The organism is Daejeonella sp., from assembly GCF_030695525.1.
Classification (GTDB): Bacteria; Bacteroidota; Bacteroidia; order Sphingobacteriales; family Sphingobacteriaceae; genus Daejeonella.
Genome location: NZ_JAUYSS010000059.1, coordinates 25,562 through 38,102, shown reverse-complemented (window position 1 = coordinate 38,102; position 12,541 = coordinate 25,562). Strand labels below are relative to the sequence as shown.

Here is a 12,541-nt window from a genome sequence, read left to right as displayed (position 1 = left end):
TTCAAAAGGAAATCGCCCCCTGGCAATGGAGGGAGGAAAGGTTGAGAGGGGGCCTCTTATTTTGAAATTAGCTAGAATGTGAGTCTGTTAAACCTTTATAGAGATATTATGCCCGGTACAGAATTTAACCGGACAGCAATGATTATTGAACCTCAATTACCGTTCACTCATTCATAGCACCAATAATTCTACCTATAGAAAAATATGATTATTTTATCTATAATTTCTATTTAATCAAATAATAAATTCAATTACCTATGAAAAAGTATTCTAAATTAATCTGGCTTTCAGTCCTGATTTTAATTGTTTTGGCAGTTATTTTTTACGGGGAAGATATGGCAAGAGGTTTTAGGGATGGATATAATTCTGTACCTAAATAATATTGGTCTCAATGGCCTATCGCATCATTCTTGATTATGCGAATCGTTCTGTACAATTCATTTTAATGTACTTATTGTCAGATATTTTTTTTTTAAATATTTTCCTACACTATAGTTTTTTTGCACTGAAGATGTTTTACTTAGACTATCGCGATCGATGTTGTACAACAAAAGGCAGAAACCGAAAAGCCTGTAAAGAGTAGGTGAAAATATATTGAATTAATAGGTAAGATTTTGAATTTTATTTTGGACTTAAAGCAAATTAAGCTTTAATGAGTCGTTGTGTACAGGAGGCTTTTATGGGCAATTACCGATATTCAAGTATGGTAAATTCGCACTGACCTTGCTGGCAATAATTCAAAAATATTAAGATAGACACTTTGAAATCAAGTACTAAATGCAAATTCTGAATTCTATTAGTCAGTTAAAATTTAAAAAATATGGATTTAAATCGGTTAAATGTAATTGAACTTGATTCTAAAGAATTAATCAATTTTGAGGGTGGAAATTGGCTTAGAGCTTCCATTTGGGGTACCATTGCTTACGAGATCGCATCGAATTGGGACGCGGTTAAAGCGGGAATCTCTGATGGATGGAATGGGACTTATAATAATAAATATTAAAAAACAAATTATTATGAAACTACAAGAATTAACAACAGATGAGTTGATGAATATTGAAGGGGGTGGCCTTGGAAACTTAATTTATGATATGTGTTATGTAACTTCAAGGGCATTTCGTTTTGCATTGGACCTTTCTGATTCACTAAGTGGTAATCCAAATTACGGGAATCCAATGGTATATAAGTAAAATGTAAAAATTAGCAGACTATTTTATATAGTCTGCTAACAAATTGGAATATGATTAAGTTAGCAGACAAAAAAATTGTTCAATTGTTTTTTCTGATAGTTCTGTTAAAAATTATCAATGGTTATGTATTTACTTACATTAACCATACTTATTTTAAGCTTGACAATTTAATTTTTGAAAAATTATCCGAGAAGGAAATCCTTTTTATGGCGGTAGTGCTTTCTCCAATAATCGAGACTTTGATTTTTCAATTAGTCCTTTTTAGGCTATTAAATAAAATAGGGATACATAATTCATTAATTATTATCGTGCTGATGTCATTTGCATTTTCACAAGTCCATTGGTATCATTGGCTATATGTAGTTGCTGCATTTGTTAGTGGATTATTTCTAAATTATTTTTATGTATGCGTTTACAAGAACAAAAATGAACTTATTGCGGTTTTATTAACAATTGTATTGCATTCATCCTATAATCTATTCGGTTTCTTGTTTGTTGAATAGTGGTTTTGGAAGATTATCTATTTATCTAAAATTATCGAGGTGATGAAAATGTGTTAAATAGGTGAATAAATTAATTCCAGGGGATTGGAATCTATTGTTTATTCTTAGCTTCCTGTGTAATAATCACAAAAACATCTTCATTCTCTTTTTTCATCAGATATTTTTCGCGGGCGAATTTCTCGAGCTTTGCCTTGTCTGTAGTCAGTTCATTGAGGTCTTTGACCGCTTTTGCCGATTCTTTGAGATAGAATTCTTTTTCAGCCTGAAGTTTATTGAGTTGAGTGCGGTACTCATATTGCGACATCAGATCATTTCGGTCGAAAAATAGCATCCAGGTCAGAAATGCTACACCTGCAATGAAATATTTGTTACGAATAAGATCTAAAAAACGGTACATCAATACAAATATAAAACAAAAACATCCCTGGATTCACCATCCAGGGATGTTTTTGTTTCGCTTATTATCAACTTATTAACAAATTGTTGTGAATCCGGGCTTTCTATCTTCCACGGTTCTTATTTAACGTACTTAAAGTTCTTTCCCAGAAAACGTGCACTGCTTCCAAGCTCCTCTTCAATTCGAAGTAATTGATTGTATTTCGCTATCCTGTCTGAACGTGATGCAGAACCGGTCTTAATTTGACCGCAATTTAATGCCACCGCAAGATCGGCAATTGTATAATCTTCAGTTTCGCCGGAACGGTGACTCATAACCGAAGTATAACCGCTGTTTTGTGCTAATGAAACTGCATTAATTGTTTCAGTTAATGTTCCGATCTGGTTTACTTTAACGAGAATTGAATTTGCTATATCTGAATCAATTCCACGCTGCAGACGCTTTACATTCGTAACAAACAGGTCATCGCCAACTAACTGAACTTTAGAACCAATTTTTTCGCTTAATAATTTCCATCCATCCCAATCATCCTCATCCATACCGTCTTCAATCGAAATGATCGGATATTTTTCTGCTAAAGCAGCTAAATATTCCACCTGCTCAGCACTTGTTCTGATTGCACCTTTTGGACCTTCAAATTTGGAGTAATCATATTTTCCGTCCTTATAAAATTCAGAAGCGGCACAGTCAAAGGCCAGATAGATATCTCTTCCTGGTGTAAAACCTGCTTTTTCAATAGCCTCAAGTATTGTTTCTATCCCATCTTCAGTTCCTTCAAATTTAGGAGCAAATCCACCTTCATCACCAACAGCTGTTGATAAACCCCTGTCGTGAAGGATCTTCTTCAGGGTATGGAAAACTTCCGTTCCCCATCGTAAAGCTTCAGAAAAAGAAGAAGCACCGGCCGGCATGATCATAAATTCCTGAAATGCGATTGGAGCATCCGAATGTGAACCGCCATTCACAATATTCATCATCGGGATAGGTAATGTGTTTGCATTTACACCCCCTATATAGCGATACAGAGGCTGACGACTTTCCTGAGCTGCAGCTTTGGCAACAGCCAGAGAAACACCCAGAATGGCATTCGCACCCAGATTTCCCTTGTTTTCAGTTCCGTCTATTTCAATCAGCAATTTGTCGATACTGTTTTGCTCAAATACATCAATCCCCTTTAGTTCCCGGGCAATTTTATCATTCACATTAGCTACTGCGTTTAAGACGCCCTTCCCTAAATAAACCGACTTATCACCATCGCGAAGCTCAACAGCTTCGTGAATACCTGTGGAGGCTCCTGAAGGTACTGCCGCACGGCCCAGAATGCCATTTTCGGTGATTACATCAACTTCAATGGTTGGATTTCCGCGTGAATCCAGAATTTGTCTTGCGTGTACGTCGAGAATTAAACTCATGATATTTTATTAATTAAGAAATGTATAAATTCTGATTGCATAGTGTATCCTATACACTATATATTATATTTTAAAAAAAATTGTCATTTTCAAGTGCTTCACTTAAACTAACTATTCATCAGATTCACAAAATCATCAAACAGATACCTTGAATCGTGCGGGCCGGGAGATGATTCCGGGTGAAATTGAACTGAAAATGCTTTCTTTCCTTTAACCCTGATTCCTTCTATGGACTGATCGTTTAGGTTTAGATGGGTAATTTCCACTTTATCTGAATTTCGGACATCCTCCGGAATGACACCAAAGCCATGATTCTGTGAAGTAACTTCGCAATGATTGATGATGATGTTTTTTACCGGATGATTCAAACCTCTATGCCCGTTGAACATTTTCATAGTCCGGATATCATTAGCCAAGGCGAGTAATTGATGGCCAAGACAAATACCAAAGAGGGGTTTACCTGATTCCAAAACTGCCTTGACGGTCTCGATAGCATATGGCATTGCTGAAGGGTCTCCGGGACCATTACTGATAAAATAGCCATCCGGGTTCCATTTTTCCATTTCAGCGAATGAAGTCTTTGCCGGAAACACTTTTGAAAATACACCTCTGCTATCAAAATTTCTGAGAATATTCTTCTTTACACCAAGATCCAGAACCGCAACACGTTTTGGTGCATTTTCATCGCCATACTCATAAGATTCTTTTGTTGATACTTGTGAGGATAACTCGAGGCCTTCCATTGATGGAACATCAGCCAATTTTTCTTTTAACACATCAATATCCAATATTTCTGATGAAATGATTGCATTCATTGCACCTTTATCACGGATATGTCTTACCAGAGACCTGGTATCTACATCAGATATACCAACAATTTTCTCTTCAAGAAAATAATCCTGAATGGAAGTGTCGGCCATCTTTCTGCTATAGGTAATGTTAAAATTTTTGCAAACCAGTCCCGAAATTTTGATATTATCTGATTCAATCTCTTCATTATGAATCCCGTAATTACCGATATGGGCATTCGTGGTTACCATAATTTGTCCGAAATAGGATGGATCAGTAAAGATCTCCTGATATCCGGTCATACCGGTATTAAAACAAATTTCACCGGTTGTTGTACCGATCTTTCCCGCCGCTTTTCCGTGGTAAACCGTACCATCTGCAAGTAAGAGAATAGCAGGTAATTTGATGTAATTATTCATTTATTAAATATTGAAAAGAGATTTGAAAATCGATTGAAAAGCTAAGATTCCGGAAGATTTTCCGTTGTGCTGAGGCTTGAACACTGAAGTTTTTTACTTCATTTATCACAGGAGACAAAATTAGTGAATAATTACTAAAATTAAAAGGGATTAAGAGTAAAATTTATAATCTTTTCAATACCTGACATATAATATTATGGGAGGATTGTTTCATTTAATCCTAACTTTGAGCAAACATAAATTCCTGCTACATGTCTGTACACAAAGAGGTAAAGCGGATCACTACAAATACGATCCAGGAAATGAAACAAAAGTGCGAAAAGATCGCTATGCTGACATCTTACGATTATTCAATGGCTACCATTGTGGATGAAGGCGGTGTTGACGTTATTCTGGTGGGTGATTCAGCTTCAAACGTAATGGCCGGACATGAAACAACCTTGCCAATCACACTGGATCAGATGATCTATCATGCCCAGTCGGTAGTGAGGGCTGTGAAACGCGCCCTAGTTGTGGTTGACCTTCCCTTTGGTTCCTATCAGGGAAATTCAAAAGAGGCGCTGAATTCGGCAATCCGGATCATGAAAGAATCGGGTGCTCATGCAGTAAAACTGGAGGGCGGTCTCGAGATTCGTGAATCCATTGAACGAATCATTACTGCAGGAATTCCGGTAATGGGACATTTGGGTTTAACACCACAGTCGATTTATAAATTTGGCACTTATACTGTCAGGGCTAAAGAAGAAGCCGAAGCCGAAAAGCTGAAACAGGATATCATGGTTCTGCAGGATGCAGGCTGCTTTTCGGTAGTGCTTGAAAAGATACCTGCAATACTGGCTAAGGAGGCAACAGATTCTATAAAAATTCCCACAATAGGTATCGGTGCAGGGCCTCATTGTGATGGACAAGTATTGGTTATTAATGATATGATTGGATTAACCAAAGGGTTTAAACCACGCTTCCTGAGGCAATACCTCAACTTGTTTGATCAGATTAATGGCGCTGTACAGTCCTATGTTCAGGATGTAAAAAGGGGTGATTTCCCGAATGAAAAGGAACAATATTAATTAAATCCCATTAATGGCTGCTCCTGAATATAAGAAGGCTAAATTCCCTGTCCTGGAGGCAGATATTACTGATAAAGATATTTTATTTGAAGATAATCATCTGATTGCAGTAAACAAGCGTGCAGGTGATATCGTTCAGGTTGATGATACGGGTGATGAGTCTTTGGATGAGAAAGTTAAAAGATACATCGCCCAAAAGTACAATAAACCCAATGGTGCATTTTTAGGGGTGGTGCATCGTCTCGACCGGCCTGTAAGTGGGGTAATTTTATTCGCCAAGACCAGTAAGGCCCTTGATCGCATCAATAAAATGTTTAAGAGCAGGGATATGCACAAAACCTATTGGGCAGTTGTAAGAAACCGTCCGGCTATTGAACAGGGTACCCTGATACACTGGCTTGTGAAAAACCCTCAGAAAAACGTAACCAAGGCCTACGAAAAGGAGGTTCCCGGAAGTCAGCGGGCAGAACTTCATTATAAATTAATCGGAGAACTTGGTGGTTATTATCTGATAGAAGTAGATCCGATAACCGGTCGTCCCCATCAGATCCGGGTCCAGCTTTCAACAATGAATTGCCCGATTGTTGGAGATAATAAGTATGGTTATCCCCGCGGCAGTCTCAAAAAAAGCATATGCCTGCATGCCAGAAGGTTACAGTTTATGCATCCTGTAAAACAGGAACCGGTCAATATCTTTGCTCCCTTACCAAAGGATGGGTTTTGGGAACGGTTCGAGAGCTTTTAGTACTGATACCTTCTCTGAGTCAAGAACCAAGAGCCAGGAATCAAGATTAAATTTTGGTTCATTTGAAACTTAATTTATCACTCTTCAAACGAAGTATCCAGACTGACAGCCTCCCATTTTGAGAATTCCTCTTCTACAGTTTTAAATTTATCACGTACGGCATCGAGAGCCACTTTACCTAATAGCAGACGAAGCGGAGGGTGATCTGAATTTACTGCAAGAAGTATTGCTTTGGCCGCTTTGGCCGGGTTTCCCGGTTGCTTTCCACTGGTACTTTGAAGCAGGCGGAGTCTTGCACCGGAACTTAGCTCATAATCTTCAATTTTATTTTTGGCGCTTACTGAGGATGTACCTGCCCAGTCGGTACGGAATGGCCCGGGCTCGACGAGGGTTAAATGAATATTAAGTGGCTGAAGTTCTAATGCCAATGCTTCACTCATCCCTTCAAGGGCGAATTTACTGGCATTGTATAAGCCTGTTCCTGAATTGGCACGTAATCCCGACATTGAAGAAATCTGGAGGATATGACCTGATCTTTGTTTTCTCAGAATGGGTAATACTGCCTGAGTCATTGCCAGCACCGCAAAGAAATTTGTTTCCATTTGCATTCTGGCCTCATCCATACTTAATTCTTCGATTGCTCCAAACAATCCGTACCCTGCATTGTTTACCAGAACATCAATACGGCCAGACTTAGCCATGATTTGTTCAACGACTGACTTTATCTGTCCGTGATTATTTACATCCAGTTCAAGTCCGAAGGTTTTACCCGGTACTAATTCATTGAATGCAGTGATCTGTTCAGGTTTTCTGAGAGTACCGTAAACGATTTCTCCTTGCAGGGCTGCTTCTTTTGCCAATGCTCTTCCTAGTCCGCCGGAAACACCGGTGATGAGCCAAATTCTGGTTGAAGTATTCATGATGCAATTTACTAATAATCAGTAATACTAAGACCACTCCATATTTAGTACGATTGTCTCATTTAAGCAAAAAAAAAGCCGCCATAATTAAATGGCGGCTATCAATAAAATTAAAATTGATATTAAGACAGCTTTGCTTTCAGATTCTGGTCAATAGCATCCAGGAATTCTTCAGTATACAGGTAATGATCCCCATGACTAACTTTGTTTCCATGGATACAAACAGCAAGATCCTTAGTCATTTTTCCGCTTTCTACGGTCTCAATACAAACCTGCTCTAAAGCATGGCAGAAATCGATTAATGCCTGGTTATTATCCAGTTTACCGCGGAATTCAAGACCCCTGGTCCATGCGAAAATGGAGGCAATTGGATTGGTTGAAGTTGGTTTTCCAGCCTGGTGGTCACGGTAATGACGGGTTACTGTTCCGTGTGCTGCTTCCGCTTCCATCGTAGAACCATCAGGTGTAATCAAAACGGAAGTCATTAATCCTAATGATCCGAAACCTTGAGCAACTGTATCCGACTGAACATCACCGTCATAGTTTTTACAAGCCCATACAAAGTTACCGTTCCATTTTAATGCAGATGCAACCATATCATCAATCAGACGATGCTCATAAACAATGCCTGCTTTATCGAAAGCTGCTTTGAATTCATTCTGATAAACTTCTTCAAAAATATCTTTGAAGCGGCCATCGTATTTCTTTAAGATTGTATTTTTCGTAGATAGGTATAATGGCCATCCTTTTGACAATGCCTGATTAAAGCAGGCACGGGCAAAACCATAGATACTTTCGTCAGTATTATACATTGCCAGGGCAACACCGTCACCTTTGAAGTTATAAACTTCGAATGATTGGGTTTCACCGCCATCTTCAGGACTGAAAGTAATGGTTAATTTACCTTTTCCTTTAGTAAGGAAATCAGTTGCACGATACTGATCACCAAATGCATGACGACCGATACAGATCGGTGCAGTCCAGTTTGGCACCAGGCGCGGCACATTGCTCATCACAATTGGCTCACGGAAAACAGTTCCATCAAGAATATTTCTGATTGTACCATTTGGTGACTTCCACATTTGTTTCAGTTTGAATTCGGTAACACGTGCCTCATCAGGAGTGATGGTTGCACATTTGATACCAACGCCATATTGTTTGATCGCATTTGCTGCGTCGATGGTTACCTGGTCGTTCGTTTCGTCCCGGTATTCCATTCCAAGATCGTAATATTTAATATCCAGTTCCAGGTATGGGGTAATCAGTTTATCTTTAATAAACTTCCAGATAATTCTGGTCATTTCATCGCCGTCTAATTCGACTACCGGATTTGCAACTTTAATTTTTTGTACTGACATATACTTAATAATGAGGTTTTTGGAATTTTGACAAAGATAGGAATTTTGAATACACCTGAAAATCTGATAGGGAGGAAAATTCAGCTAAATTCTTTTGATAGTTAGAAATACAACCTTTGGATTAGTAATCTGCCGCAAATTGGCTGCTATTCAGGTTTCGTTCAAACGTAAAAATATAGATAGAATTGATTGAAATCAGGATGGTTACCTGATTGTGGTATAAGAAACTCGTAATGAGCAGAGTCAAAAATCCAGATCGAGGTTAAATCGCTTTCTGAACTCTTCCAGATTTGGGTTTTTTTCAAGCATATGCTGGTATTTTTCATTGGAGGTATACAAACGTTTCTTCTGAATTTGCTCCAGTAGTTTTGTTTGGAGGTCAATACTATAATTCTTAAGTTCAGTTCTTAGGAAGTTTAGTAGTTCAACTTTTTCGGAATGCAACAATTCTTCCTGAAGTTTGTTCTCTATGTCCAGTTCAATGATATATTCAGGCAGGAGACGGGGAGGATAGGATGTCATAATCGTGAAGATATTGATCTTGCCTTCATTTTTTATTTTAGCGGCATAGGTATTCCAGAAGCGGAGTAGTGAATCTGCACTAAAATCCAATTTACTGTCACCACTCAGGTACTCAGGTCTTTCTTCCTCCTTTTTGGTGTAATTTGCTTCCAGATCATTAAGATTTGGAATGAATGCACTATTTGGACTCAGGGAAGGCCTTGGCATACTGACAATCGGCTTTTTCGCATCAGCTTCTGGCTTGAGATTACTTTTTTGAAATTCTGTGGCCGGCGCTTCCGCGGATGCGGTAATTTTTTTCGGTTCTTCAAGCGTCTGTATGCCTGGTGTTATTTCCTTTTCATGGAAAGGATAGTCTGGCTTAACAGAAATTTCAGTTTTTACCTCAGGATTAAGTTTTTTTTTTACTTCCCCTTCCGGTATTTGGGGCATTCCTGCGGCTGAAAGATTGATGACTGCCGGAATATGACAAAGTTTGATCAATGCCAGCTCTACCTGTAATCGCTGATTCTTGCTGGTCTTATAATTAAGATCACATTGATTGCTGATATTTAGTGCAGAAATTAAAAAAGAAAGTGGTGCAGTTTGCGACTGTAACTGATATTTCTGCCTGATTCCCTCGCTCACCTCAAGAAGTTTTAGGGTTGAGCTGTCCCGGCAAACCAGTAAATTTCTAAAATGGGATGCAAGACCGGTAATAAAATGATTTCCATCAAATCCATGGCTTAGAATTTCATCAAAGATCAGGAGAGAACCAGACACATCTTCTGAGAGGATTGCATCGGTTAGTTTAAAGTAATAATCATAATCCAGAATATTCAGATTGTCGATTACTGCTTTATAATTGACGTTCTTGTTCGAAAAACTGACAATCTGATCAAACATTGACAAGGCATCCCGTAATCCACCATCGGCTTTTTGAGCAATCATATGCAAGCCATCCTGATCATAGGCAATGCCTTCCTTATCGGCGATTTCTGCGAGGTGCTGAGCCATATCCTCAACCCGGATTCTGTTAAAATCAAAAATCTGACACCGGGATAAGATCGTAGGTAAAATTTTATGCTTCTCAGTAGTCGCTAAAATAAAGATAGCATAGTGAGGAGGTTCTTCCAATGTTTTCAGAAAGGCGTTAAAAGCCTGTTGTGATAACATATGTACCTCATCAATGATATAGACCTTGTATTTTCCTGCCTGAGGCGGGATACGAACCTGTTCAATCAGGTTGCGGATATCTTCTACTGAGTTATTGGAAGCAGCATCCAATTCATGAAAGTTAAAGGAATTCCCATTTTGAAAGGAGATACAGGAATTGCATTCCCCGCAGGCTTCGGCATCAGCTGTTAAATTCTGACAATTGATAGTCTTGGCCAGGATCCGTGCACAGGTGGTTTTACCAACACCCCTCGGCCCGCAGAAAAGAAATGCCTGGGCCAGTTGGTTATTTTTGATGGCGTTTTTCAGGGTGCCGGTTATATGTTGCTGACCAACAACAGTTTGGAAGGTCGCAGGCCGGTACTTTCTTGCTGATACTATGAAATTATCCATCGGGACTAAATTATAAAGAGGAATGGGTTAAAACAAACTTAGATCAAGTTTTTTCTTCACAGCTCCGGATTCGGGGAAATTATATATGAATTATTAATTAAACTTTAAAAAATACCTATTTATAGGTATGGCACTATATTTGATTAAGTGTGATATTTGCGCCAGAATACAATAATGAAATCATTTAATAATTTTTTAAAATTTACCATTGGATTTATTGCTTACGTCATAAGAAGTAATACAAGGTAATTAACAGGGCTAAGTATTTATCTATCCCTTTATGCAACTGTATTATTCAAAATTTTATATGAATATTATTTTGAATTAGTATCCTTAATGCGGGCATTCACTCATTCTGTCCTGAATCTCTTAAAACCATTTGATAAATAGAAAATTATGTCTATTTTTGCATCCCGCTTTAAAGCCTGATTTACAGGCTTTGTGGTTTAATAAATTTAAAAAAAACAAAAAGCAACAATGCAACAGTACGAAACAGTGATCATTCTGACCCCGTTGTTATCTGAAGAAGCAGTGAAAGAGGCATTAACCAAATTCAACAAGCTTATGACTGATAACGGAGCCGAAATTGTCCATGAAGACAATTGGGGTTTGAAAAAACTAGCGTATCCGATTCAAAAGAAGACAACAGGATACTATCACCTAACTACATTCAAAGCTCCGGGTGAGTTTATTAACAAACTTGAAGTTGAATACAGGCGCGACGAACGCATCATGCGTTTTCTGACTGTTTCTCTGGATAAGCATGCACTTGCATTCAGTGAGAAGAAGCGTAGCGGAGCTTTCAACAAAAAACAAGAAACTAAAATTGAGGAGGTAGCGAAATAATGGCAAAAGATACAATCCAATATGTTACCGCTCCCAAGGTTGACGAGAGCCGTAAAAAATATTGCCGTTTCAGAAAAAACGGTATTAAATACATCGATTACAAAGACGCAAACTTTTTGTTGAAGTTTATCAATGATCAGGGTAAGGTTTTACCACGTCGTTTGACCGGTACTTCCCTGAAATTTCAGCGTAAAGTTGCACAGGCTGTTAAGCGTGCGCGTCATATCGGTTTATTACCTTATGTTACTGATTCATTAAAATAAGAGGGAGATAAGCGAAATGGAACTAATTTTAAAACAAGACATCAAGAATCTCGGAGAGAAAGATGATGTGGTGAATGTAAAGCCTGGATTTGGACGTAATTTCCTTATTCCAAAGGGTTATGCTACACTGGCTACTGAATCAGCAAAAAAAGTATTAGCTGAGAACCTGAAGCAAGCTGCTTTTAAGCAGGATAAAATTAAAAAGGATGCAGATGCAATTGCTGCCAGACTGGAAGGTGTTAAACTTTCTATTGGAGCAAAAGCTGGTGAGAGTGGTAAGATCTTTGGATCTGTTAACACGATCCAGATTGCGGATGCTTTAAAGAAAGAAGGCTTTGACGTTGACCGTCGTCGCATCACTTTCGATACTGAGCCTAAATTTGTAGGTGAGTATACTGCAAACCTTAACCTGCACAAAGAAGTAAAGGTTAAAGTTCCTTTTGAAGTTATTGCAGAGTAATTTCCTTTTCCCGTTTTATTGCGGGAAAAAATCAGGAAAAAAATTATATTTTTATTGCCTTCTGAGTTTTCAGAAGGCATTTTTTTTTTAAGATAATTTAGA

At 38.3% G+C, this 12,541-nt stretch carries 15 protein-coding genes; 9 read left to right on the top strand and 6 right to left on the bottom strand.

Annotated elements, in window-relative coordinates; translation table 11 throughout:
• Positions 1-257 precede the first annotated feature (257 nt).
• The 4 genes from Q8S11_RS14085 (at position 258) to Q8S11_RS17890 (ending at position 1,693) form a co-directional block, all read left to right on the top strand.
• Complete coding sequence (locus Q8S11_RS14085; RefSeq protein WP_305662757.1) at positions 258-380, top strand: hypothetical protein; 123 nt, start codon at positions 258-260, stop codon at positions 378-380.
• Positions 381-820: 440 nt separating this feature from the next.
• Positions 821-1,003, top strand: a complete 183-nt coding sequence (locus tag Q8S11_RS14080; protein ID WP_305662756.1) for a hypothetical protein — start codon at positions 821-823, stop codon at positions 1,001-1,003.
• A gap of 13 nt (positions 1,004-1,016) precedes the next feature.
• A complete protein-coding gene (locus tag Q8S11_RS14075) occupies positions 1,017-1,190 on the top strand; it encodes a bacteriocin (RefSeq protein ID WP_305662755.1) in 174 nt (57 codons plus the stop codon).
• 50 nt (positions 1,191-1,240) lie between these two features.
• Positions 1,241-1,693, top strand: coding sequence for a type II CAAX prenyl endopeptidase Rce1 family protein (locus tag Q8S11_RS17890; protein WP_371135178.1), 453 nt, complete (start codon positions 1,241-1,243; stop codon positions 1,691-1,693).
• 91 nt (positions 1,694-1,784) lie between these two features.
• Here Q8S11_RS17890 and Q8S11_RS14070 read toward each other — a convergent pair whose 3' ends face one another.
• From Q8S11_RS14070 to carA, 3 genes are all read right to left on the bottom strand, one after another.
• Positions 1,785-2,090: a septum formation initiator family protein gene (locus Q8S11_RS14070; RefSeq protein WP_305662754.1), complete on the bottom strand. Its 306-nt coding sequence runs from the start codon at positions 2,088-2,090 to the stop codon at positions 1,785-1,787.
• Positions 2,091-2,209: 119 nt separating this feature from the next.
• The gene (eno, locus tag Q8S11_RS14065; RefSeq protein WP_305662753.1) at positions 2,210-3,502 is read right to left on the bottom strand and encodes a phosphopyruvate hydratase; all 1,293 of its coding nucleotides are present in this window, start codon (positions 3,500-3,502) and stop codon (positions 2,210-2,212) included.
• Between the two features lie 107 nt (positions 3,503-3,609).
• A complete protein-coding gene (gene carA / locus Q8S11_RS14060) occupies positions 3,610-4,710 on the bottom strand; it encodes a glutamine-hydrolyzing carbamoyl-phosphate synthase small subunit (RefSeq protein WP_305662752.1) in 1,101 nt (366 codons plus the stop codon).
• A gap of 251 nt (positions 4,711-4,961) precedes the next feature.
• Between carA and panB the strand changes: the two genes are divergently transcribed.
• On the top strand, positions 4,962-5,777 hold the full coding sequence (panB, locus tag Q8S11_RS14055; protein WP_305662751.1) for a 3-methyl-2-oxobutanoate hydroxymethyltransferase: 816 nt from the start codon (positions 4,962-4,964) through the stop codon (positions 5,775-5,777).
• A 13-nt stretch (positions 5,778-5,790) separates the two neighbouring features.
• A complete protein-coding gene (locus Q8S11_RS14050) occupies positions 5,791-6,522 on the top strand; it encodes an RluA family pseudouridine synthase (protein ID WP_305662750.1) in 732 nt (243 codons plus the stop codon).
• A gap of 77 nt (positions 6,523-6,599) precedes the next feature.
• Here the strand turns inward: Q8S11_RS14050 and Q8S11_RS14045 are convergent, their stop codons facing one another.
• The 3 genes from Q8S11_RS14045 to Q8S11_RS14035 all read right to left on the bottom strand — a co-directional run bounded on the left by Q8S11_RS14045 (position 6,600) and on the right by Q8S11_RS14035 (position 10,870).
• A complete protein-coding gene (locus Q8S11_RS14045) occupies positions 6,600-7,442 on the bottom strand; it encodes an oxidoreductase (RefSeq protein ID WP_305662749.1) in 843 nt (280 codons plus the stop codon).
• A gap of 122 nt (positions 7,443-7,564) precedes the next feature.
• Positions 7,565-8,800: an NADP-dependent isocitrate dehydrogenase gene (locus Q8S11_RS14040; RefSeq protein ID WP_305662748.1), complete on the bottom strand. Its 1,236-nt coding sequence runs from the start codon at positions 8,798-8,800 to the stop codon at positions 7,565-7,567.
• Positions 8,801-9,043: 243 nt separating this feature from the next.
• On the bottom strand, positions 9,044-10,870 hold the full coding sequence (locus tag Q8S11_RS14035) for a DNA polymerase III subunit gamma/tau (RefSeq protein WP_305662747.1): 1,827 nt from the start codon (positions 10,868-10,870) through the stop codon (positions 9,044-9,046).
• 477 nt (positions 10,871-11,347) lie between these two features.
• Between Q8S11_RS14035 and rpsF the strand changes: the two genes are divergently transcribed.
• Genes rpsF through rplI form a run of 3 tightly spaced genes read left to right on the top strand, consistent with a single transcriptional unit; the run spans position 11,348 to position 12,439 of the window.
• Positions 11,348-11,716 carry a 30S ribosomal protein S6 gene (rpsF, locus tag Q8S11_RS14030; RefSeq protein ID WP_305662746.1) on the top strand — a complete coding sequence of 123 codons (369 nt, stop codon included), beginning with the start codon at positions 11,348-11,350 and terminating at the stop codon, positions 11,714-11,716.
• On the top strand, positions 11,716-11,979 hold the full coding sequence (gene rpsR, locus Q8S11_RS14025) for a 30S ribosomal protein S18 (RefSeq protein ID WP_305363252.1): 264 nt from the start codon (positions 11,716-11,718) through the stop codon (positions 11,977-11,979). Before rpsF ends, rpsR begins: the two co-directional genes overlap by 1 nt.
• Positions 11,980-11,995: 16 nt before the next feature.
• Positions 11,996-12,439, top strand: coding sequence for a 50S ribosomal protein L9 (rplI, locus tag Q8S11_RS14020; RefSeq protein ID WP_305662745.1), 444 nt, complete (start codon positions 11,996-11,998; stop codon positions 12,437-12,439).
• Positions 12,440-12,541 lie beyond the last annotated feature (102 nt).